The following is a 24,200-nucleotide window of genomic DNA, read 5'->3' as shown; positions in this document are numbered from 1 at the left end:
CTTCTTTTCATATATACCTGCCACTGCCAGAGGTTCTAAAAATCCAAAAACTATCCTTTATGGTTTCATCTTGTGTTGCAACGAGATCAGAGTAACTACCAAAATTCCAAATAATGCAATTCCGGTGGAAAGGTGACTTGCAACAACTAATGGCTGCAATTTAGTTGCAATTACTGCCCAACCGAGAATTATTTGTGAAACAAGAAGAGTAGATGCAATCAAAAGTTTTATACTAAAATTCCTGTTTCTGAGTTTGATGACTGAAAACGCAGTAAATGAAAATAATGATATCGCCAGAATTAGTCCCAAAAATCGATGAAAGTGCTCATAAAAGTATTCCTTTGGTGGAAAGTCAAAGCCATTAGGACATAAAGGCCATGTCTTACAGGAATATCCTTGATGGATTGATGAAAGATAGACTCCTACAATCATTATAGAAAAGATTAAACTCAGAATCATGAAAGTAATGATAAACAATGATTTGCTTGGAAAGCCATCCTGGCCTATGCTCTTCAAATTAAATAAATATTCATTTTTCTATCGTATTTTTAAATGTTTATAGCAAGTTTAAAATTTATTAGAGTTCCTAAATTCAAACTAATGATCTCAAACCTATGAAACCTATGAAAATTACTTGTAGTTTTATTATCATTATCTTCTCATCGTCCTTCCTAATTGTTTCTTTTATGCTATATGCCTACCAATCAAGTGAACCTATTAAAGTCCAAGCATCTAACGAGACTTTTTATAGTAAAGGTCAAACTCAAAGCTATCCGCAAAGTAATAGTTTACACCACACGATCCAAAATAAAAAGTCAGATACTTTGATTTTTTCAAATCCTTACTATTCATCAAATGCTACTATAATGTTAGCTAAAGTCCCAATAGAGAAATCAAGCTCAATAAATAAAGAAGTTCAATTTTATGTTGAAAGAGGAGTAATTAATTCTACTTTGGTAACGTACAATGTGGGGTATTATGTAGAAGATTCTACCATCGATGGGTCTAAGCCTGAATTCAAGCCTCTAAGCAGCGGTCTCGAAACTAAACCAAGCCCGAATTACTATAAAGGCTCTGGCATTTTTTTGACAGAGAACGGAGATATTATTGAATGGGATGCATTCGACCAAATTATCAACAAATCAAATGATACGGTTCACTACGCAGGAATGATATTTTTCTCTCCTGTTGTCGCAGGCAAGAATGATGAATTATCCTTGCTAAAAAACCGAGTGGGAATATACGAATTTTCAATTGAGGCTGACGACATTACCAAATCTCCTTCTCCCTCTCATCTTTCCACTTCATCTTCATCTTCATCCACTACTTCTGCTACTTCTGCTACTCCCACAACCCAAAGAACAATCTGGTTATGGCCCAATACTCACTAAATTGAATAAAGACTTGAGTATAGAAACTAGATTTGAAGTTCAGATAAAGGATAAATCTAAATGATAATTAAAAAGAGAAAAAGGAAAGGAAAATCAAATACTAAACAATCAAACAAATCTAATGACAAACCTACTATCTCATTAAACTCGTCACACACCACAGATCGCGAATTGTATAAAAATAGAGAGAAGGATGTTTCTCCAGCTGTTTCTTATAGAGAAGAGTCCAAAAGAATCCTTAGACTAGTTGTTTACATAAATGAGTTTGATAGATTAGACGAGGAAGGAAATCAAAAATGCAGAAATAACAATTGTGAAAAATTTGTTTGTAAACCATTTAGAAAATATTGTTCGAGAAAGTGTAGCGTGGAATTTACAAGATGGTACAATAAGAATTTTTATTGGCGTAATATTCGCAATAGTATTTTGAAAAGGGACAATTATACTTGCCAGATTTGCGGGTTAAAATTAAATAAAAAGAAAAGGCACAACAAAAAAATTGAGAATTGGCTTGAGTGTGATCATATCATACCTAAATCTTACTACACTTTTTTAGGATATAATTTTGACACATTAGAAAATAAGGTTAAGACAGTATTGGAATTTTTACATAATGATAAAAATTTAAGAACTTTATGCTATAAATGTCATAAGGAAGTAACATTAAATAATTTCAAGACAAAGGCATTGCTTATTAACGTAAACGATGATAATTGAGAAAACATGATTAGGAAGATAACTATAGAATAGTAGATCTAGGTACCTTTACTGAATCTAAATGGAAGAACAATGTTTAAAATAATACTAATAGAGAATATTGCCCTCACTATTTGGAATTGGAAATAGGTAGTTCATATTATCCCTAACAATCGTATCTATATGATCTATATTGTTTATCACCAAGATTTTATGTTATATTAGATTTTACCAGAATAATTATATAAAGAAATTTATAGTATATATCATTAATAGGTTTAACAAATTTGAATAATATCTTGGCAGACCAGACTCTTGGGTTAAAAAGAAGAATCCAAGATGACCTCCGGCGTCTGGACGAAATCTACAGGGTTGGCGTTGAAATTGAAATTTGTTTACTTGATGACAAGTCACTTCCCGTGAACGCACATACTTTGATAAAAGAATTAAGTACCAAGTATGATGTAGATCATGAATACGGAAAGTGTCAATTTGAAGTCAAAACTGACCCAATTTCTATGCACGGTTTGTCGAGCGTGAATGTTTTTTTTGAAGAATTTATAGACTATCTGAGTGTCGCAATTAAGAAAGTCTACAAAAATAGGAATATAATCCCTGTTTTTCTTGGAGGAAATCCTTCGCCTGATATATTCAAAAAGAAACTAATAACAAGAAAGGAGCGCTATCTCAATATCTATGAATTGCAAAAGAAGTTTCCAAAGATCGAAATTGATGGTCAACAATTCAAGTCGTGTGACATTGCCACCGCTATTCAGGGGTTTCATCTTCATTTACAAGGTCTAAATCCTGTCTATACTACATACATGTTTAATTATATCTTAAATTTGTTACCTTCGGCAATATTACTAGGTTCAAATAGTAGATTATTTGCGGGCAAACTATTTTCACTTTATGAACCACGAGTCTATTTATATGATCACTCAGAACAACAAAATTCTGGATTTCCGGCCATTGCAAAATATTTAGATAGGATAGAAGATTATGTAGACTATATTGCATCAAGACCAGGTCCTGACAGTACTAATGATTATTTTGGTCTTGAAAAAGACAGACATGATGATCTGAGGATACGGTTGAATTCCCCATATTACAGAGTTGAGACTAGAATAATGTCTGTCCAACCGACCCCAAAGGAAATGGTGGCAATGATTGAGTTTTTTATTGGTTTTTTGTATCGCTCAATTCTGGAGGGAAAGCCGCTAAGACCATTATCATCAATAAGAGAAGAAAGACTAGCAGTGATCCGTACCGGGTATAATTCTAAAACTCATTTTAATATTTCAGAAACTGCAAAGACTCAGTTACATGTTGCCAAAAAAGGCTTGAAAGACTTGGGCCTTGGACCTGAATTTATAGGAATACTTGAAAAAAGGCTAGAAAACAAGACTTCTCCCGGGGAATACGTTACCAGATTATGGGACTCTAATTTCAATGGGAATGTTTATCAAACAGTATCGGAAATTATTCAACATGTTTGGGATAAAACAAAGAATAATTCTCCTTTGCTTTAGAAATTTTCTATTCCATTTGTTACATTCATATTTTCTATCTTTTTGTTCAGGTAAATTTTCATCTAATTCATTTAACAAAATTTTAATAGATAATAATGTGTGTTAAATAGGTCAGCCGGATATGGAAAGAAGGAAGGTTTTTTAATTATTGTGGTTTATTGGGAGACAGATGAATTAATTGGATAATATGTTACTTCCCACTTCGTTGACAGATGATCAAATGAATGATCTGATATCTGATCTGCAAATATTGATAAGGCAGCCAAGCATTTCTGCAACCAATCAGGGTTTGGAGGAGTGTTCGATTCTATTGTCGAATATGATGAAAAATGCTGGAATTCAAACAGAACTTTTGTATTTAGCCTTAGAAGAACAGGTAGAAAGTAGAACCATGGGCAGGATACCTCCTGTTGTTTATGGTGAGGTTAAATCAAAATCAAATCCCAGTGGAAAGACTATATTGTTCTATAATCATTATGATGTACAACCTGTAGATCCAATTGAAAAGTGGAATGAAGATCCTTTTAGTGGGAAAGTAATTGGTAATCAGATATATGGTCGTGGGTCCTCTGACGATAAGGGAGAATTAATCACTAGAATAAAGGCTGTAGAATATCATTTACAAGAGACAGGGGATGTACCTTGCAACATCAAATTCATAATAGAAGGTGAGGAAGAAATTGGAAGTCCAAACTTGATAAAATATGTTCAAAGATACAAGGAAAAGTTCAAATCAAACCTGGTGATCTGGGAAAGTGGTTATGTTGATAAAGATGATAGAGCAATAATTTCATTGGGTCAAAAAGGGATCCTAAACGTAGAAATAAAGGTACATGGACCTAGCAGGGATGTTCATTCTAGTTTAGCGGTCGCTATTGAGAGCCCTGCTTGGAGATTGGTACATTTATTGTCTTTGTTGTATGACTCGAATGACGGAAAAGTCCTCATTAAAGGGTGGTATGATGAAGTAACATCTTTAAGTAAACAGGAATTGCAATTAATCGCCAATGAACCATTCAATGAGGAAGCATTCAAAAAGGAATACGGTATTTCAAGTTTCATAAAGGGACAATCTTCTTACGATATAAAGAAAGCCCTTGCTACAGAACCCTCCTGTAACATTTCGGGATTGGTTACAGGCTATACCAATAAAGGCGTAAAAACGATACTTCCCTCGACTGCTACCGTCAAGATGGATTTTAGATTAGTGCCAAATATGGATCCGGGTATACAATTCAATAAATTGGTAAAGTACTTGAGATCAAAAGGTTATTCAGAAAAAGATGTTACTATTAACTATGTAAGTGGTGAGCCATCTTTCAGAACACCGTTGAATAATGAGTATGTAAAAATGATTGTGGATTCTGCATCAAAGATATTTAACGGTGTCGTTTTGAATGTTTCCTCGTCAGGAACTGGACCTATGTATGTTTTTAAGGAAATCCTAAACGTCGATTCAATTTGTATTGGAAGTACTATTTTGCCAAATAAGATGCATTCACCAAATGAATTCACTAATCTTGATCTATTAAAAAAAGGTACCAGGTGTTTTATTGAAATCATAAAGAATTTTTCAAGGGGTTAGGACAGACATTGATAAGATAATGCAATGATCATTTTGACAATCACATTTTATCTATCATTATTTGTGGCAATACTAGATTCGATCACACCAATCGATTACCATTTCAATAATATTACATTTTAGGAAATTATTAAATAAATACATAAATATAAAAGCAATATAGAAATTTTGTGCAAAATTTAATTATGTTCGTTATTGGACTAGGTTTGCTATTTGCAATATGTGTTCCAAATGCATTTGCAGTCTTTCATAGAGAAGACTTTCTAATTACCAATATCGGCGTTAGTAATGGAGTTCCCTTCATGGAATTACAGGGTCAACCTGGTAGATCATTTTCAGTAAGTGGGGGAGATGAGAGTTACTATGCATATACATTTGTAACTAATAATGGCATCTTTGCAGCTTCGGTTGCTCTAGATGAAGATGGGAACAAACCATACTATAGTGCCGATCATTTTGACATTAAAAAGTTCCAAATAGGTGAATGCGTTAATCATAAGGACGCTACCGGGGAACCAAAATTCAGTGGTAAAAAAGCCGAGTACGTTCCGAAACAAACTGTCATTACAAATGTATCAAAAGCTTACACTCTTCAAATTATAGCTGATGATCCTGATGATGATTGCGAGACTGGGGAACACATTTACAAGATATTTTCAACCAAGTGACACGCATACCATCTTTTACCTTGTAGGATGTGAAAAAGAACGTAGTTTTTTTTAACCCTCCTTTTCAACCATGCTTGATTTAGAAACGACCTGATATAACCTTTGGACTTATTGAACAGATAGTTAGGGGTTATTTTTTGATCCAAATAAAGATTCTAAAAGATCAAGATTTTGGCTTGTAAAGTTCTAATTTCCTTGTAATCTTGTTTATTACATATTTTTCCGGATCATAATTATATTTTTTCCCTAATTCTTCCAAATAATTTTGAACTTCATGCCAAGCCTGGCGTTTTTTGTTAATGAGGTCTGATTTGGAAGTTTCTGGATTTACATTATTTGAAAGTCCATGCTCATTTGCAGTCGTTAAATCCAAAGCTGTTTGATATAATTTTGAGATTTTTTCAATTTCAAATTCTGAAAATAATATGGTATCTACGCTTGCCTCATTTTTGTCGGGATCGGACATACTTGTCTTTCTATCAAGATCATATCAAACAAATAATATAATGTCTGTGATTTAAGTGACGAAACTAAAATAATTACAGTCTTGATGCTGAATTAAGTAGCGTGTAAGGTTTTGAACGTGGTTTTTTACTAAACCTTTTTAATAACTAGAGCAATCGTGTGACTAAAAAATACCTATAAAATCATAAAAAAATGGGTAAGGGTTGAAATCTTGCCAAAATTGATTTACTACCATCCTGGTCCCTGACCGCCTCCACTATGCATTCCTTCCATTCCCATACCATATTCACCATATCCTTCACCAGACATTCCTTCCATTCCCATACCATATTCACCATGCATTCCTTTCATTTTCTTGTCTTCATGCCCTTGAGAGTGCATCATTTTCATCCATTCCATCATAGAAAGTGGCTTTGTTTGTAGTACTAGACCAGTTCCAGGATCAACGAGCACTTTCGTAAATTTCATGTCAGGGGAGCCCAGAATTACTGAAATTACAAGAAATCCGTCTTTCTCCTCACCATTGGCTGACATCGCAAAAGAACCATTTCCTACCGATTGTTCGGCTGTGGATATAGCCTGTGGTAGTGTTACATTAAATTTATCTCCAATAGCCTGAAACATTGTTTCCATCATGTTCAATGTTCCATTGATTTTTTCATACTTTTTATATTCTTTCATCATCATAGGGTTGGTATAATTGTCTTTCTTCATCATCATATCGTCTCCACCGGTCATATTAGTTGAACCGGTGCTAGTTGTTGAATTAGTTTGGGCTAAGGCATTATTTGAATTCATCAACGGTAAAAATCCAATCGATGCTGCCAATAGTCCTGCCAGAAACACAAAGGTAAATGAATTTTTTGTATTCATTGCAATTTAATGAATTTCAAAATATAAAAGTATATACTATATTATTTCAATAGAAAATTATTACTTATTCTTGGTAGTAAAGGAGCACTATCCCAATTATTTCATTAGTATAGTTATACTTACCGTTTTTTATTCAAATCAAAATTGTAAGGTCTATTCGTGATTGTGATAATAATTAAAAGGTTTGAAAATTTAATTGTCATAGTTCCTCTCATTTGAATAGTTCAAACCGGAATTAAGATCTAGTACTTCATCCCACTACTCAGAAACTGGAATTTAAGATATTCATTAAAATCATGACACGACAAAATTAAGCTTTTGGTGTCAAAATTAGAATTACAAGTGTCAGTCTATAGGCTATTATTGCTAACACTACTATCATTTTGGTCCCCATTCTCTTTTTATGTTTAATCTTGGTTAATAAGAATTGAATAAGAGAGTACACTAACACGAAGTAACATTGCAAAGGAGCATTACATGGATAATCTTCTATCAAATAGACTATTTCGACTTGATCAGGTCGTTGGGATTATTAGGATTACGGTCCTCAAATAAAGAATAGTTGGGAGTTCGATCTATCTAATCTCCATTTCCAGCAAAAAAAGAATCAATGTTTTTTTATTTTTGAAATTTCTAAAAATAGATAAATCACTGCAATTATTTCGAATCTACCTATAATCATGTTAACGATAAGTAATATTTTAGAAAGCAGATCTGCATTGATGTTTGTTATTCCTGCTGTCAAACCCGTAGTCGTTAATGCTGATACTGATTCAAATAATGAATCTAAAAAATTCTTTTCTGTAAATATTGATAATAGCGCACCAGTAAAAAAAGACATAAAGATAAAAAGGAAAATAACAAGGATGGCTTCGTTGAATGTTTTTTCTTCCTTATGAATGTCGGATTTTTTTTCAAAGCCATGATATGAATTGTTGTACCTGGAAGAGACTGCTGAAATTGATCGAGTTGTTACGTCTGCAGAAAATTTCTTTTTTGTCAATTTCTGGACTATTTGTAAAATTCTTCCAACCTTAATTCCACCCGCAGTTGAAAAAGCCGTTCCTCCAATCAGCATCATAATTATCAATAGAATCTTGCCATCATCCGATAATAGTGTAATATCTATGAATTGAAACCCGGTAGTGGTTGCAGCACTCACGGTATGAAAAATTCCAGTTACAATATTTGCATCCGGATAAGATAAGAAAAGAAGATATGTGAAAATGGGAATAGCAGTAAACATGATCGCAAAGTATAATATTACTTCTGGACGCATTTTTGTGGTATGCATTTCTTTGCTAAAAACAGCATAATGAAAAGCAAATGGTAAGGCAGAAATGATCATACCAGCCATTATCACAAATAATTCCAAAAAGTTTTCAGAAATTAGGGATGTAGAAGAAGGTACAAAGCCTCCACCTGTTACCGCGCTAAATATTAGCGAAATATTAGAGATGATATTATGGTTTCCTGAAATATATAATAAAACTGACAAGGAAACAGTGTATATACTAAAAATAACTCCTATTGTTAGGATCAATTGCTTTAAACGAAGGCTTCCTCCACCTAACATGCCTTTCATATGAGCCAACTTCCTTTCGGGGTAGAAGAAAGTGATTACCAAGTATACGAAACTTAAACCCCCTATCCACTGGGTAAATGCTCTATAAAAATCAAAACTCTGTGGGAGATTTTCGGGATATACTATCATAGATAACCCAGTGGTTGTAAAACCTGACGCACTTTCAAAGAAACTGTTTACCACCAGAGTTAAAGGGTCTGTACCTTGACCGAAAGGATTAACATACATGTAGGGGATACTCCCAAAAAAACTTAGTAAGACAAAACTAAAGACCATTAGAATTGACGCTTGTCTAAGGTTCATCGGCGTCTTTTCTCCATAAGCATTCAAGACGAATCCTGTAATGGACATTGTGGTAATTCCAAGGAATATTCCGGTTGCAGAAACTACTTCACCTAGTGCTGTGGCTAAAATGGCTGGGGCAATGAAAAGTAAACCTGAGAATTGAAGGATGAACCCTAGGTTTCCCCAAATTGGTTTGTACCTTTCCCTGATTACTACCCTATAACTCCTAAACTGCCGTTCTAGAACTGATGTCCTAATTGCATTTGCCAACCCTTCTTGAGTTACCATCCCCAAAATATGCACATTGTCGGTTACGGGAATTCTCTTGATCAGATTTAATCTCATCAATTCTAACGCTTGCCTTACGTTTGCCTTAGCTGATATTGTGATGAGGGGGGAAGACATTATTGATTTAATTGAGACCTGGTCAGAATCCTCTCCTCTCATAACAATTTTGTCTAAAATATCGCTATCAGTTATAATCCCTACGTGTTCTTCCTTCTTGTTCGTTACAATAATGGTTTCGGCCTTTTTTCCATGCATTAGTTTAACAGCATTTGCCGCGTCTGTCTCTTCATCTAAAATTATATAGTTGTGATGCGCATAGGTTAATACAGGACGGTTGAGAGGGTCTGTGTCCATTATTTCTTCAGAATTTAGTAAAGATGGTATGACAAATCATTTTAAACTTTTCTATGCAGCCAACTTTAAAAACCCTATTAATCACTCGTTTTTATTTGATGAATCTCAATTTTGTGTGAATCTATTTTTGTCTTTAGGTAATAGAAAAACAAACTAAAACCACGAATATTTATGATGGGGGATAAATTCAGTTTCAGACTCCATCGCTTTGTAGATGAAACTGTTTGCTCAGAATTTCATTATAATTACTTGGTTGCAGCGTAGAATGTATAAAGTATTACCTTATTTGTCATAAAAAAATAAAGGCACATTAGAATGAAACTAGATACATAAAGAAGGATAGACGGCCTATGGAATTAATAAAGTCACCATTTCTGGTGTGTTAGAGGCGCTATTTGTTCCAGTTGCTCTCTTTACATCGTCATCTCCGTAAATTACTTCCGCAGTAAAGCCTTTTCCTACTGGCACTTCAGCAGAACTGAATTCAAATGTATATGAACTAGTTTGTAAACCTGGAAAGATTAATCCGGCCATAGTTTGAGGATTGCGTGAGCCGTCAATAGCAACATGTAAAGCTCCATGTTCGTCTAAATTGCCTGTATTTTGCACTTGAACTATTACCTTAAATTGACCGCTTTGTGCGCTTTGGGCATTTACGTCTTTAATACCCCAAGAAATGGCAATTGATCCAATTAAGACTAGTAAAGCGCATGCATATAATGAATTAATCCTCATACTTTTGGTTGTGTTTCTAATTGAAGGAGATCGCTTTAAATATGTTCCATCAAAACATAGTTTCATTACTATATTAAAATGAAATTATTTATTAAATTTTGTTAATGATTATGCTAGAATAAAATTCTGAAAGACTGTAGGATAAGTTATTCTACATGCCGACCCACCAAAAAATGATAGATCTCTTAGTTAGTATCAATTTATTGGCACGGTTTATTGGATGAGGATCATTAGTAGATTAATTAATTATTGTATACCATTACTGAGTTTTGAAACGATATATACTATTCTTCATGTAGACCCATCATTGTAGGATTTTATGCCCATGCCCATGTCAAGATTTCTAATATAAACCATCTAGCAGAATTTGATAATAATAGTTTTTGCAAATCAATTGATGTTTATAGCATTATCTAGGAGACTTGCAGGATGTAAATTACCAAATATTCTGTTTCCTAATGATAAATCTAGAGCCAAGATACTAAATGTAGGATATTTTCTAGGAATCAATCAAGCAATAATTGCAAGTGCTTAAGCGACAAGTACCATCCATTCTTCAAACATACGCTTTTATCATAATTATTGCAGGTTTGACCCCAACTGTAACTTCAATAAGACTAAGAAATCATGTAAATCCAATTCAGCTCTGATCTGAGATTTATAATACTTATGAACATCCTTTAAACAAATGATATCCCCGCGCTTATAAGCAAAGGAATCAACTCAAGATGACACTATCTTAAATTTACAAGTCTTTCAGAATAGGTTTTTTATCCATGATTGTAACAGACGTAATGAATGCTCTAAACCGAAATTGAAAAACTACTTCTTTTCTCTTCTCACGTTTATCAAATTATGCTTCTCAAGGAATTGGCTAATACTTTCATTTTCCTCCTCATTAGATTGCATTTCATCCTTACTTAGATCATCTAGTGTCTGAATCATTTTTTTTAGATCATCAATCTTGATAACAACTCCATAGTAGTCTCGTACTCTTTCAATAGTAGTTTCATAATGTTTTTTTGATCCAGATGCCGTTGCATCGGATACCAAAATAACATCATATCCTAAATTAAAAGCATCTCTTAAAGATGTCTCGACACAAATCGAGGTATCTATACCACAAAAAATCAAAGTATTCACGTGAATACTTTGCAACCATACTCTTAATTCTGTATCCTGAAATGCTGAATCACGTCGCTTGAGGATAACATGATCCTCAGGGGCGGGTTTTATATCGTCAATAATATGTGCATCCCACGTATCTCTCATACATATTGGAATTTTTTTGTTTTGAAGCCTCTCTTCCCTTGCCCTGGGAAGAATGTTGTGAATGTTAAGTAGAAGATCAATACCGCTTGGTTCCCTGATGGCTTCGGTATAAAAGATTGGAATTTTTTCAGTCCTACAAAAACTTATCAACCTCTTAATATTAGGAATTATTTGTTGGTAATTTTCAATATTCATGCCAAGTTTATCATAGGATCCATCTTTACTAACGAATCCATTCTGCATGTCTACTATTACCAACCCTAAACTGATAAGGTTACTACCGTACTGGATTTGAAGCATTAGACTTAGACTATTGTACCATATTAAAATTGTTTTTTCCATTGTCTATTTACTCAAAAAAGAGAAAAGCCTGGGAATCAGGCAGAATCAAGGCGGCATTTCAATAAATTTCTAAAGATCATACAATTTTTTGAGTGTAATATGGATGGCCGTATGATAAAAATAATTTTGTTATAGTAATTGTCCGCTATGTTTGTCCTCTAAGGGTCGTCTTGTTAGATACTCGGTTGAAATAATATTAGTCAGGTTCGATGGCTCTTCTGAATGGACAAAAAGTTTCAATTTTATCAAAACTTATTTTGGATTCCTATCTTACTTTATTATGGTGACTGAGCATTTTGATATTTTCACAATAGAAGTTGCGATATTACCAATCAAGAGGTTTTCAAATGATCTACCTCTATAGCCTATTACAATATGGTTTACTCCTTCGCTTTCGGCATATTCTGTCATTGCCAGATCTGGAGTTAATTTTGTATCGTAAAATACGCTTTTCAAATTGATCCCTTCTTCTATTGCCTTCTTTGTTAAATTTGATAATAGTATCTTTAATTCACGAATCTCTTTTTCTATGGAGATAGTGTTGTAATCTTCTTCCCTTTTTTCAAATATCTTGTACATATCTGGAATATTAAATGCAGTAAACGCGATGATTTGAGAATTGTATTTATGTGCCAAGTTTTTTGAGAATTCTAAGGCCCTGATTGAATACTCTGATCCATCAATTCCAACCAGGATTCTAGAAATATTGAGATCTTTATACATATTTTCCCCTACGCAAATTTTTTTATAAAGTTTGAATTTTCATGAAATTAAGGATATGAATTGTCTTGATTTTGGATTATCGCTAATTTTTTTATGAGGTATTTACCTTGATTTTCCATCTTGTTCTAAGACAGCCAAATTCTTGAATTTTGATAAATCTTGAATGGGGTGTAAATATGAGCCGGACCGAATACTTTCTAAGTAAAAACTTAATTACGTTACAATCTATGTATTTTTTTAATGCAGTTTTTATGTAAATTGGCTGGAATAAAATATAGCATAATTTCCTGCTTGACACTTTCAATAGTTTTGATGCTTATATCGTTAAATCCAGCATTTTCCACGGTGGCCTCTACTGATGAAAGTACATCCCCTAATTTGTCTGGAACAAACTCTTCAAACTCTTCTCTTTTGTCTTCCTCTATCCTTACAAATGCATCAACCCTTGACCTTAACCTTAATCTCTCTAATTCTACATTGGGATTGATCAATAATACCCCGCTGAGCGAACAATTTGCTAGCATGGATAACCTGACAAATGTAACAGGCACCGCTGGTTCTATAGTAAATGATACTCAGTTAACTGGGACAGAAAATGTGACTCTTGTTGCTAATTTTTCATCTAAACCGGTGGGACTTGACACTGATTATCTAATAGTAGGCAAACCGAAGGTTTTGATAAATAACGTTCCTCTAACATATGAATTTTTAAATGATACTAGCGATGAGATTACTATTACTGATATTCTTATTTCAATGAGAGCTACAATTAAATTAGACAATTCCACTGGTAGTGCTCTGCCCGTGTACATGAAAGTGTTCTCAAATCCGGTAAATACAACGCAGAACCCCGACGGCTCTAAAACAATTATCAACAGTCCTAATTTGGTAGAAAATATTGAGATTGGTGGTGTAATATTTTCGGATGCATCAACTAGTGTAAACCTATATCCAAATGGCACAGGGACACTGAGAGCAAATAATTAGGATAATGAGTTTTAATACCATACTGTACTAGAGATTCAAATTTCATCTTTTTTACCGGTGTTTTCTAAATGAGAACATGACATTATTGGTATAATTTTTTATGAACTTTCAAAGACATGACTTGCTATCCACTATTCTTATATCTACTCCAATCTTATTAGACATGTCCAATTGTCCATGAACTTTTTGCCATAAAAAAGTTTCAAAAGTCAGGCTTATCTAATATTTGTCTAAGCGAACTCGCCTAATTTAATTTGAGTTATATGATACGCACGGATTTAAAAAAAGGCCCCTGTAGAAACTCAATTTAAACCATTTATTCTATATAAACAAGTTTGATATCCATATTATGTAATAGCATGATTACAATATACCGTACAAATAGAGATTAGCCTTATTTCGTTTCCATTCAAACATACGAAAATCAAATAATAAAATTCTATAATACTATCTTATTCAAGAATCATATTTAGTAAGATTATTTCAGAATCTGATTTAACAATCCAATTATATAATACGACACTTTATCTTGCATGAATAAAAAAATTCAATTGTCAATCTTGTCAATCTTTATAGCAGCAGCTTTGATTGGCTCAGTAGCAACATTTGGTGATAACATGGCCTTTGCAGGTGGGGATAATCACCATGGGGATAAACACAAGAAAAAATCTAACGAAGCACTCCAAGATCTAGAACAATTTTCAGGAACTGGTCAAGATTCATCATGTGGTTCTGGTAACGATACAACTGCATCATGTAACAACGTAGCCTTGTCATTGAACTTAAATGACGGCAACAACGCATTAGGTCAAGAGTAAAGGACCTATTCTTTTTTATCTCAGATATTTTATATCAAAAAATTATTCTCAAGTTCTATGCATTTTGTATATTACCATATTTGGTTTATGATGTCGTGAAATACTGTTACTAGATCTTAAATGACTAATCAGGTTTTTTTATGATCTAATTGTCTCAGTTTTTGAATGGTAATAAATTATTTATCAGATCAAAATATTAACCAAACTTGAGTTCTCTTTTGATATCCTCTAAGTTCAGATGGGTCAAATTTATCATATTTAAATCGACAAGATCAAAAATGACTCTTTTTCAAAGTTGACATATGATTATGAACTAAATTTTTTATTCTGGGACAATCGAATTTTAGAAAAATAATTTTAATGTAAATGTTTAAAATCTAAAAAAATAAGAGCGCTTTTAGATCAGTGTTAGGTAATCAATCAATAATGTATGTATTCCCCTTTGCTTAATTGCCAAATAGATTCTTCATATTACCTGTAAACCCTGGAAATCCATCAGAAAAGAGGCCCCCGCCACTGCTGAGGCTTGTACTGTTAAGACCGGTTGATTTGGAAGTTGAAGGTTTACTGTCTTTAGTTGATGTTGGAGGTGTGGTATCTTTAGTTGATGTTGGAGGTGTGGTATCCTCAGATGAGTTGTCTACCTCTGGTTCAGATTCTGGCTTAGGCACAGGCTGAGTACTAACTTCATTCACTGTTACTCTTACTGTGGCTGTATTGCTGTCGACGGTTCCATCATTGGCCTTGAATGTGAATCTATCCTGTCCTGTAAATCCGGCATTGGATGTATAGACCAAACTACCTGTGTCTTCGTTAAGGTCTGTGATGGTGCCTGACTGTGGCTGTGAAACTATGGAATATGTCAAAGGATTACCACCTGGATCTGTAGCTGTGAGAGTTATCTCTGTAGGATCAGCCGTATTTGCTGACACACGCTGATCATCGGCTACTGGTGGAACATTGACTGCGTTCACTGTTACTCTTACTGTGGCTGTATTGCTGTCGACGGTTCCATCATTGGCCTTGAATGTGAATCTATCCTGTCCTGTAAATCCGGCATTGGATGTATAGACCAAACTACCTGTGTCTTCGTTAAGGTCTGTGATGGTGCCTGACTGTGGCTGTGAAACTATGGAATATGTCAAAGGATTACCACCTGGATCTGTAGCTGTGAGAGTTATCTCTGTAGGATCAGCCGTATTTGCTGACACACGCTGATCATCGGCTACTGGTGGAACATTGACTGCGTTCACTGTTACTCTTACTGTGGCTGTATTGCTGTCGACGGTTCCATCATTGGCCTTGAATGTGAATCTATCCTGTCCTGTAAATCCGGCATTGGATGTATAGACCAAACTACCTGTGTCTTCGTTAAGGTCTGTGATGGTGCCTGACTGTGGCTGTGAAACTATGGAATATGTCAAAGGATTACCACCTGGATCTGTAGCTGTGAGAGTTATCTCTGTAGGATCAGCCGTATTTGCTGACACACGCTGATCATCGGCTACTGGTGGAACATTGACTGCGTTCACTGTTACTCTTACTGTGGCTGTATTGCTGTCGACGGTTCCATCATTGGCCTTGAATGTGAATCTATCCTGTCCTGTAAATCCGGCATTGGATGTATAGACCAAACTACCTGTGTCTTCGTTAAGGTCTGTGATGGTGCCTGACTGTGGCTGTGAAACTATGGAATATGTCAAAGGATTACCACCTGGATCTGTAGCTGTGAGAGTTATCTCTGTAGGATCAGCCGTATTTGCTGACACACGCTGATCATCGGCTACTGGTGGAACATTGACTGCGTTCACTGTTACTCTTACTGTGGCTGTATTGCTGTCGACGGTTCCATCATTGGCCTTGAATGTGAATCTATCCTGTCCTGTAAATCCGGCATTGGATGTATAGACCAAACTACCTGTGTCTTCGTTAAGGTCTGTGATGGTGCCTGACTGTGGCTGTGAAACTATGGAATATGTCAAAGGATTACCACCTGGATCTGTAGCTGTGAGAGTTATCTCTGTAGGATCAGCCGTATTTGCTGACACACGCTGATCATCGGCTACTGGTGGAACATTGACTGCGTTCACTGTTACTCTTACTGTGGCTGTATTGCTGTCGACGGTTCCATCATTGGCCTTGAATGTGAATCTATCCTGTCCTGTAAATCCGGCATTGGATGTATAGACCAAACTACCTGTGTCTTCGTTAAGGTCTGTGATGGTGCCTGACTGTGGCTGTGAAACTATGGAATATGTCAAAGGATTACCACCTGGATCTGTAGCTGTGAGAGTTATCTCTGTAGGATCAGCCGTATTTGCTGACACACGCTGATCATCGGCTACTGGTGGAACATTGACTGCGTTCACTGTTACTCTTACTGTGGCTGTATTGCTGTCGACGGTTCCATCATTGGCCTTGAATGTGAATCTATCCTGTCCTGTAAATCCGGCATTGGATGTATAGACCAAACTACCTGTGTCTTCGTTAAGGTCTGTGATGGTGCCTGACTGTGGCTGTGAAACTATGGAATATGTCAAAGGATTACCACCTGGATCTGTAGCTGTGAGAGTTATCTCTGTAGGATCAGCCGTATTTGCTGACACACGCTGATCATCGGCTACTGGTGGAACATTGACTGCGTTCACTGTTACTCTTACTGTGGCTGTATTGCTGTCGACGGTTCCATCATTGGCCTTGAATGTGAATCTATCCTGTCCTGTAAATCCGGCATTGGATGTATAGACCAAACTACCTGTGTCTTCGTTAAGGTCTGTGATGGTGCCTGACTGTGGCTGTGAAACTATGGAATATGTCAAAGGATTACCACCTGGATCTGTAGCTGTGAGAGTTATCTCTGTAGGATCAGCCGTATTTGCTGACACACGCTGATCATCGGCTACTGGTGGAACATGGACCGGTACCAAATTTCGAATTACCACTTTGATAGTTTTTTCTGATGATAGATCATTCTTGTCAGTTACTTGTACTTTGAAAAATACTACTTGGTTTGAAGTGCCTTCAAGAATTGGGGCATCAAAGGAGGCCTTTGACTTGTAAATATTTGACAAATCTACTGTAGTACCTGCGATTTGACTCCATTCGTAGTCTAAATTTTTCCCATCCTTTGAGTCAAAGCTACCAGAAGCATCCAAAATCACACCTTTGACCCCCTCGTCCACTGTGATCTCATTTTCTAGACTCACTACTGGTGGATTACAACCTGTTCTGTCTCTGATTGATGTGAATGAGTTATCTACATAATTTGTGACGTCTTGATTAAACAAATCTAGTACAGAAGCCTTTGCAAAACTATAACTAAATGAATCTAGGTATTCGCAAATTAGATGGTCGTAGCTGCCATCATCCTGAATATTACCAATCGCATTGTTTAGCGAATCTATTAATTCTTCTTCCAAATTAGGAGGCATAACTATTGTCGATACAAAATCACGAAGATTAACTATTGCATCTTCAAGAGATATGATTGTCCATGAAAAGGATTGTGGATTTGGATCTTTGTTGTCTGATGTATCTACTGCCCTAACCTGAAACGAATGAGGGCCTTCTTCGACGTTCATGTAATAACACCCAGCTTTATCAGTTTCCTGATAATCTATTGTACTTGGACGCCAATTCCCATCATCCAGTTTACATTCAAAGCCTTTGACACCTACAAGATCGGAACCTGTAAAGGCAAATCCAATATCATCAGAATTTGTAGAATCATTGTCAATTAATATGCCCATCCAACCTGTCTTAACAATTCCTAGTTCGGTTGTAGGTGGAGTTGTATCTTGAACTAATACTGCAAACGAAGCCTTTGCATCATTTCCTGCTTCATCTATAGCGATACACTCTACCGTTGAAGTTCCCAAGGCAAACATGCTGTCACTTGGTGGTGTACAGCTAACGTCTATAGGGGTCCCAGTAGCATTTGTTGCTGAAACATTATAGGAAACAAGGGAGCCTAGTGGTCCTGTAGCTTCCGCGATTATTGGATTGGCCGGGACAGTGATAACTGGGTCTTTTTCATCATTATCCCCAGATCCGTTATTTTGTGCGTATATGTCAATCCAGACTGAATAATTGATGTACACGGTTGCCGATAATATTAAAATAATCACAAGTATGAAATTCTTGTTCAATATTAAATCAAAAAAAAGCAACTATTTAAGTTATATGATGATAGTTGATTCCGAGATAGAAATGATTAGTTTTTTAATCAAAAATATAGATAATTAACCATTCACGGTTTTCATCGAACTATTTTTGAGACGTTTGCTGTATATGTAACATGCTTATCAATGAATTTTGACGTGGAAATTATGAGATACGTATACAATACTAGAACTATAAGTCATCGAATAATTTGTGGTTGAATTTTATCGAGAAATATTATTCAAGAATCATATTTAGTAAGATTATTTCAGAATCTGATTTAACAATCCAATTATATAATACGACACTTTATCTTGCATGAATAAAAAAATTCAATTGTCAATCTTGTCAATCTTTATAGCAGCAGCTTTGATTGGCTCAGTAGCAACATTTGGTGATAACATGGCCTTTGCAGGTGGGGATAATCACCATGGGGATAAACACAAGAAAAAATCTAATGAAGCAGCACAAGGGATCGCTCAAGATACAGAAACACTCCAATCATCAAGATGTGGTTCTGGTAACGATACAACTGCATCATGTAACAACGTAGCCTTGTCATTGAACTTAAATGACGGCAACAACGCATTAGGTCAACAATAAGACCTTTTTTTATTTTCATAAATCAAATTTTTAATAGAAATCCGTATTTTAATATATTTACCTAACCTATCTTTTTCTGTCATATATGATATTCAAGAATTTAAAAGAAAAGTTACTCTTTTCACTTTTTTATGAATTACCTGTTTTGATTATATTACTTAATTAAACAAAATTCCTCATTAGTAATTTTATCTATCATAAAACTATACCAGAAGTTAATATACTATCTATAAACTAATTCCTCATTAGTAATTTTATCTATCATAAAACTATACCAGTATTTGATATTTGTCGAGTGTTGTATAATCAAGATCTGAAACTATGAGAAGAGAAAATTTTCAATATTTCATAAATGTTCTAGCATCGATACTAATATGTGAATAGCAAAGGCCGTCAACATGCTAAATTATACTTTTTATCTTTATTGGTACTTTTGAGTATTTTGAGTACAAGCGTCATTCAAAGAGCCGACGCATTTAGCATAGGCTTGCCTGATATTCCTTTTCTTAATTTTAATTTTGACAATAGTTCTCCTAAGAAGGACAGTTCGTCTATTATTGACTTTGGTGCAATTACAAATAGTATTCCTAAATTTAATGCCGACGAAGACGATAAGAAGGATAATATGGATTCTGACCTAGACACTACACATAACAGGGATAGCGATGGGCAGTCCAATGAAGATACTACCTCATCTCGATCCGCCTCCCTCCCTTTTCCGGCGAATATGATGACACAGGTTTATAGTAACGAAGATGATAACACTGATAAGATCAGCAAAACTCCCTTTGAACTCCAAGATACTTTACCTTTGGTCGGTGATTATTCTGACGCCCCATCTACTTTTCTTTCAAATACAATGGGTTCTGAAGACGAAGAAATCCCCGGGCAATATATTGTTGTTTTTAAGGACGATGATACGACTGTATCTGACTTTTTTTCAATGTTATCTAAAAAATCTGACACACAAAACATTGAAGTTCTTCAAGTTTATGAAAATGTCATAAACGGATTGACAATCAAGGTACCAAATGATAAAGTCATCGAATCAATTGAGCAACTTCCTATTGTTGACTATGTAGAAAAGGATGTAATGGCTCAGGCTTTTGCACAAACGCTACCAAGTGCAGTTCTAGAAGTCTTTTCACCGGACATAGAACCTATGGCACCTTAGAGAGATTTGACTGCTAAGTTTAATTTTTAGATCTAAGCACTTAAAGATATTTTCTCAACTATGAATTACCTAATTATGATGGGATCCACCTGGCACATCTTTTATTTTATCATACTAATGGCTATTTAGCCATTCCATGACCTCTACTTTAAAGGAACCTCAATGTTTAGGAATAATACAACAACAATTGGGAAGTGGATTAACTCATCCTTGCAGTGAAAAAAGTTTGGGTAATCATCGGATGACTGTTATAGACTTACAGATTACTTTTTCAAGTGAAAATTTATTTACTTATGTGAGGTGGACTTGTCGATTTTGTCGTACCTATTACCAAATACAAGAAATATCAAATAAGAATCCAAGATATGCAGTCACAGCATAATTTAATAAATTAAGGGCAGCTTTGTATGCAGGCCTGTCCTGGTGGACATGGGGGCATTTCACAGTTTACGGGACTGTCTTGATTGTCTTCTGTAACAATATTTGATGAATTCTCTGCAGTTTCATTTTGAGCGGCTCCGGCATCAAACATATCCTTGATGTCAAATGGCATTAGTTGATCTTTGGGACTACCGGTAGTTGCTGAAACTGTATGAAAGTTGTTTTGGAGGTAATATGCAACAAAAATTGATAGAACTAGGATTATAAAGATTGAGGGAGTCGATTTTTTGGTCAATAAGAAATGTATCACCATATAGTATAAAAAATTTTGATCATTGATTACCGTTATATAGTAAGCTGCACTCCTTCCAATGGTATTAATAATATGAACATAATCAAAACAGAAATTCCTTTTATAGTGGAGGCAAAAACAACTGATTGTAATAACAGAAAAAACAGAAATATTACTTATCATTTTATGGAGTCGGCTCATCCAACTTGTTTGGACAAGGAAGAACTATTACAGGCACAGCTGAAAGCCTGTCAAAGGCTACTAAGACTACCTTATGAAGAGGAAAATGACAAGGATATTATCGAAAATGAGATAATAGAATTAAGTCAGGTTTTAAATGTAATGCGGAATTATCGCAGAACAAGCGTCATGATAAACCGAACTTGACAAATATTTCTAGTGTGCCGATGTTTAATTTATAGAATCCCGTTTGGCAATATCTTGCTCAAGATTGGGTTTTGGAACTAAAGTAAAGAGCCATTTTTAAGTTGAAACTGGTCTGAATATTTGATTTAACATTGAAGTTTCTGATCCTATTTTTACGTATTTTCATATAGTCCAAGGTTTTAGATTCTTTAAGAGGTCCTTGGGAATTGCTTCGTTCCACGTCTTCAGAAATTCCAAGTCTTTTTTCTTATCCCTGAGCTCGTCTGGCAGAATTATCGGAATTTCCTCAGTGATGGGATAAAATCTAAGGCATGTCCGGCATAGTAATAATCCTTCCTCAACAATTTCAGAAGACTCCATGTCTAATTCTGAAACAGATGGGTCTTTTGTATTCGTGTTAATATCCTTTGACTCTTGATCATTTTCCTTCTGATTTGTTAAAGAATTTTTACTTTCTGGACCTATGTTATTGACAATTGAGGTAGGATTGTTAGAATTTGTTTTAGCCTTGAATTGAAATAGTTCGAGACTAGACACCTTGTCAAACGGACAAACTAGTATATCTAAAAGTTTCTTATTCATCATTATTCACTATGGGAAACAATATGATCCAATTATTTAATATTTGTTAATCCAGACCTATTCCCTACTAGGTAAGAAACAACCGGTCATCTAGTGCTTAATGGATATGGTATTTTCTCCTAAATTAGGACATTTTATAGTCCTTTTTTTGGCAATTACTGGTACTTTTACCATGTCCTTATTTGTATGAGAAATAATCTTGTCTACATCTAAACAAAATGCATGTCTCATCTCTTGATATATGCCTATGAAGAATCTAAATAGAATCAATACCATTGAATTTTGCTATACATTTGATATTCTTTTTTTGACTTTGGATAAGAAATTCTTATTTGTGCACTTTTTATCATATCTGTACATGTTTTCAAAAAAGGAGAGTTGTATATTATTTGTATTTAGTTCATAATCATATTTTACACTAAATTTTCTGCTACTATTCTATTACCATGACATTGCCATTAAATAGTAATGAAATATTATTGCAGTCTGAATACTTCACATATCCAGTAGATTAAGCGAACTATGCCACAAAGATAAAGAATGATGTATTGACTATTGGGTCTAGTTACCTATATAAAAAACTACAGGCAGGGTTATTGTAATCTTGTTTTTTTGAGGCATTATTTGAGTAGAAGGAGATGGCATTTTTTCTGCAGTATCTCCGGCATAATTATTGTAGAAATAGACTGGTGGGGTATAACCTCCTTCAGAACTAGTATCAATTTTTTTTACACCTGTTATTGTAAAATTACCTTCTGTAGCCAAAATTTCAGCCTTAAGTTTGGCATTTCTAAAAGCATCCTTGAGCAACTCCATACTGTTCTCATCCAGAGTTTTCTTTGAAATTACAAAGTCGATGTTCTCAACCCTATTAGCCCCATTATTAACAGCAAGGTCAATGAATTTGGAAATATTTGCATTTGCAGAAGTCTTGAGTTCTATTTTATTTAGAGCCGTATAAGAAATTATTTTGTCATAATTACTATTTTCATAGTCATAATTTGGCGTTATTTGATAGTTTGAAGTGGTAATGTTTTCATCTGAAAGTCCCGACTGTTTTAAGATATTAATTATTGCATTCATCTTGTCAGCATTATTTTTTCTAGCAGTATTGGGATTTGCATTCGTATTTTCAACCGCCAAAGATATTCGAGATTCATCGGAGGGAATTTCTTTTTCTGCACTTCCAGTTGTGGAAATTGTAGGCTTTTCTTCTGGGATGACAAAACTCTGTGCATCAACTATAGCGACGTTTGAGGTAATGACAGTGAGCGGAAGCACAATAAGAAAAGATAGAGCTAGGTATAATTTTCTATTAAAAACCATAAAAAAATTGTGATAATATTCTTATTTAAGATTTTTTGTTGAAATCGATCAGTTATAAAATTTCTAAATCGCTAGTTAAAAGTTATATTCCCACAACTTTTAGATAAAAAAGTGGAAAAAATAAACAAAAAGCTTCCTCGAGGAATTTTGATAATCACTATACTTACGACAATTAGTGGTATACTTCTTATAATGATGTCTGCTTATGCATTTAATCTATTGCTACCGTTAGGCGGGGTATATCTTATGGGGCCAGCATTTTTGTTGATTTTGGGAGTAGCATCGTTGTTAACTGCATATGGACTTTATATGGGTAGGAACTGGTCATGGAAACTTTTGTTGGTTTTGTCAGGATTTGGAGCAGCCGGGTATTTGCTAAATGTCGTAAACGGGCAGTTTATTTCTATATTTGGGGTACTCTACAACGCTATTATCATTTACTATATGTACAGACCTCACGTAAGAAAGTATTACCGTATAGCCTATCGTAAAAAATGATCTAATTCCAGAAGTGGTAATCCTACACGAGGACAGAATGCCTTAGGGAAAGGTATACAAATGCTAATTTCATCCAAGGAAATAGTGTTTCCATTTTGGATAAATACATGGGTTAATCCAAATTCGATTTGGCGCATCTTTTAAAAGACGTTCAAATACATTTAAAATGGCATAACTTTTTAAGAACATTTTATTAA

23 protein-coding genes are annotated in these 24,200 nt (G+C 34.8%); 12 read left to right on the top strand and 11 right to left on the bottom strand.

Annotated features, from left to right (window positions below; genetic code table 11):
- Positions 1–57: 57 nt before the first annotated feature.
- A complete protein-coding gene (locus tag NMY3_RS11625) occupies positions 58–516 on the bottom strand; it encodes a COX15/CtaA family protein (protein ID WP_196816018.1) in 459 nt (152 codons plus the stop codon).
- 107 nt (positions 517–623) lie between these two features.
- On the opposite strand from NMY3_RS11625, the gene NMY3_RS11620 reads away from it, so the two are divergent.
- From NMY3_RS11620 to NMY3_RS11600, 5 genes are all read left to right on the top strand, one after another.
- Complete coding sequence (locus tag NMY3_RS11620) at positions 624–1,391, top strand: hypothetical protein (RefSeq protein WP_231100036.1); 768 nt, start codon at positions 624–626, stop codon at positions 1,389–1,391.
- Between the two features lie 60 nt (positions 1,392–1,451).
- Complete coding sequence (locus NMY3_RS11615; RefSeq protein WP_196816016.1) at positions 1,452–2,108, top strand: HNH endonuclease; 657 nt, start codon at positions 1,452–1,454, stop codon at positions 2,106–2,108.
- Between the two features lie 266 nt (positions 2,109–2,374).
- Entirely contained in the window at positions 2,375–3,619 is a 1,245-nt protein-coding gene (locus tag NMY3_RS11610) for a hypothetical protein (protein ID WP_196816015.1), read from the top strand.
- Positions 3,620–3,806: 187 nt separating this feature from the next.
- Entirely contained in the window at positions 3,807–5,204 is a 1,398-nt protein-coding gene (locus tag NMY3_RS11605) for a M20/M25/M40 family metallo-hydrolase (RefSeq protein ID WP_196818555.1), read from the top strand.
- 170 nt (positions 5,205–5,374) lie between these two features.
- Positions 5,375–5,872: a hypothetical protein gene (locus tag NMY3_RS11600; RefSeq protein ID WP_196816014.1), complete on the top strand. Its 498-nt coding sequence runs from the start codon at positions 5,375–5,377 to the stop codon at positions 5,870–5,872.
- Positions 5,873–6,035: 163 nt separating this feature from the next.
- Here the strand turns inward: NMY3_RS11600 and NMY3_RS11595 are convergent, their stop codons facing one another.
- The 4 genes from NMY3_RS11595 to NMY3_RS11580 all read right to left on the bottom strand — a co-directional run bounded on the left by NMY3_RS11595 (position 6,036) and on the right by NMY3_RS11580 (position 10,523).
- Complete coding sequence (locus tag NMY3_RS11595) at positions 6,036–6,338, bottom strand: hypothetical protein (protein ID WP_196816013.1); 303 nt, start codon at positions 6,336–6,338, stop codon at positions 6,036–6,038.
- A gap of 227 nt (positions 6,339–6,565) precedes the next feature.
- Positions 6,566–7,210 carry a hypothetical protein gene (locus NMY3_RS11590; RefSeq protein WP_196816012.1) on the bottom strand — a complete coding sequence of 215 codons (645 nt, stop codon included), beginning with the start codon at positions 7,208–7,210 and terminating at the stop codon, positions 6,566–6,568.
- 607 nt (positions 7,211–7,817) lie between these two features.
- Complete coding sequence (locus NMY3_RS11585) at positions 7,818–9,722, bottom strand: potassium transporter TrkG (RefSeq protein WP_196816011.1); 1,905 nt, start codon at positions 9,720–9,722, stop codon at positions 7,818–7,820.
- Between the two features lie 348 nt (positions 9,723–10,070).
- Positions 10,071–10,523: a hypothetical protein gene (locus tag NMY3_RS11580; RefSeq protein WP_196816010.1), complete on the bottom strand. Its 453-nt coding sequence runs from the start codon at positions 10,521–10,523 to the stop codon at positions 10,071–10,073.
- Between the two features lie 301 nt (positions 10,524–10,824).
- Here NMY3_RS11580 and NMY3_RS11575 point away from each other — a divergent pair, with 301 nt between their 5' ends.
- Positions 10,825–10,992, top strand: coding sequence for a hypothetical protein (locus tag NMY3_RS11575; protein ID WP_196816009.1), 168 nt, complete (start codon positions 10,825–10,827; stop codon positions 10,990–10,992).
- A 287-nt stretch (positions 10,993–11,279) separates the two neighbouring features.
- Here NMY3_RS11575 and NMY3_RS11570 read toward each other — a convergent pair whose 3' ends face one another.
- Positions 11,280–12,071 (bottom strand): cysteine hydrolase family protein, encoded by a 792-nt coding sequence (locus NMY3_RS11570; RefSeq protein WP_196816008.1) that lies wholly within the window; start codon positions 12,069–12,071, stop codon positions 11,280–11,282.
- A gap of 270 nt (positions 12,072–12,341) precedes the next feature.
- Positions 12,342–12,794 (bottom strand): universal stress protein, encoded by a 453-nt coding sequence (locus tag NMY3_RS11565; protein WP_196816007.1) that lies wholly within the window; start codon positions 12,792–12,794, stop codon positions 12,342–12,344.
- A gap of 258 nt (positions 12,795–13,052) precedes the next feature.
- On the opposite strand from NMY3_RS11565, the gene NMY3_RS11560 reads away from it, so the two are divergent.
- Both NMY3_RS11560 and NMY3_RS11555 read left to right on the top strand, forming a co-directional pair.
- The gene (locus tag NMY3_RS11560; RefSeq protein WP_196816006.1) at positions 13,053–13,781 is read left to right on the top strand and encodes a hypothetical protein; all 729 of its coding nucleotides are present in this window, start codon (positions 13,053–13,055) and stop codon (positions 13,779–13,781) included.
- Between the two features lie 533 nt (positions 13,782–14,314).
- Entirely contained in the window at positions 14,315–14,599 is a 285-nt protein-coding gene (locus tag NMY3_RS11555) for a hypothetical protein (protein WP_196816005.1), read from the top strand.
- 446 nt (positions 14,600–15,045) lie between these two features.
- Here the strand turns inward: NMY3_RS11555 and NMY3_RS11550 are convergent, their stop codons facing one another.
- A complete protein-coding gene (locus tag NMY3_RS11550) occupies positions 15,046–18,747 on the bottom strand; it encodes an Ig-like domain-containing protein (RefSeq protein WP_196816004.1) in 3,702 nt (1,233 codons plus the stop codon).
- A 331-nt stretch (positions 18,748–19,078) separates the two neighbouring features.
- Here NMY3_RS11550 and NMY3_RS11545 point away from each other — a divergent pair, with 331 nt between their 5' ends.
- Together NMY3_RS11545 and NMY3_RS11540 are read left to right on the top strand one after the other, a co-directional pair.
- Positions 19,079–19,363 (top strand): hypothetical protein, encoded by a 285-nt coding sequence (locus NMY3_RS11545; protein WP_196816003.1) that lies wholly within the window; start codon positions 19,079–19,081, stop codon positions 19,361–19,363.
- Positions 19,364–19,796: 433 nt separating this feature from the next.
- The gene (locus NMY3_RS11540; RefSeq protein ID WP_231100035.1) at positions 19,797–20,537 is read left to right on the top strand and encodes a protease inhibitor I9 family protein; all 741 of its coding nucleotides are present in this window, start codon (positions 19,797–19,799) and stop codon (positions 20,535–20,537) included.
- A 391-nt stretch (positions 20,538–20,928) separates the two neighbouring features.
- Here the strand turns inward: NMY3_RS11540 and NMY3_RS11535 are convergent, their stop codons facing one another.
- Positions 20,929–21,213, bottom strand: coding sequence for a hypothetical protein (locus tag NMY3_RS11535; RefSeq protein WP_196816001.1), 285 nt, complete (start codon positions 21,211–21,213; stop codon positions 20,929–20,931).
- Between the two features lie 90 nt (positions 21,214–21,303).
- On the opposite strand from NMY3_RS11535, the gene NMY3_RS11530 reads away from it, so the two are divergent.
- Complete coding sequence (locus tag NMY3_RS11530; protein WP_196816000.1) at positions 21,304–21,597, top strand: hypothetical protein; 294 nt, start codon at positions 21,304–21,306, stop codon at positions 21,595–21,597.
- A gap of 162 nt (positions 21,598–21,759) precedes the next feature.
- Here the strand turns inward: NMY3_RS11530 and NMY3_RS11525 are convergent, their stop codons facing one another.
- Positions 21,760–22,179 (bottom strand): Trm112 family protein, encoded by a 420-nt coding sequence (locus tag NMY3_RS11525; RefSeq protein WP_196815999.1) that lies wholly within the window; start codon positions 22,177–22,179, stop codon positions 21,760–21,762.
- A 561-nt stretch (positions 22,180–22,740) separates the two neighbouring features.
- On the bottom strand, positions 22,741–23,505 hold the full coding sequence (locus tag NMY3_RS11520; protein WP_196815998.1) for an SIMPL domain-containing protein: 765 nt from the start codon (positions 23,503–23,505) through the stop codon (positions 22,741–22,743).
- 111 nt (positions 23,506–23,616) lie between these two features.
- Between NMY3_RS11520 and NMY3_RS11515 the strand changes: the two genes are divergently transcribed.
- Positions 23,617–24,003 carry a hypothetical protein gene (locus tag NMY3_RS11515; protein ID WP_231100034.1) on the top strand — a complete coding sequence of 129 codons (387 nt, stop codon included), beginning with the start codon at positions 23,617–23,619 and terminating at the stop codon, positions 24,001–24,003.
- Positions 24,004–24,200: the final 197 nt, after the last annotated feature.

The sequence above is a fragment of the Candidatus Nitrosocosmicus oleophilus genome (genome assembly GCF_000802205.1).
Classification (GTDB): Archaea; Thermoproteota; Nitrososphaeria; order Nitrososphaerales; family Nitrososphaeraceae; genus Nitrosocosmicus; species Nitrosocosmicus oleophilus.
This window is presented reverse-complemented; position numbering and strand designations above follow the sequence as displayed.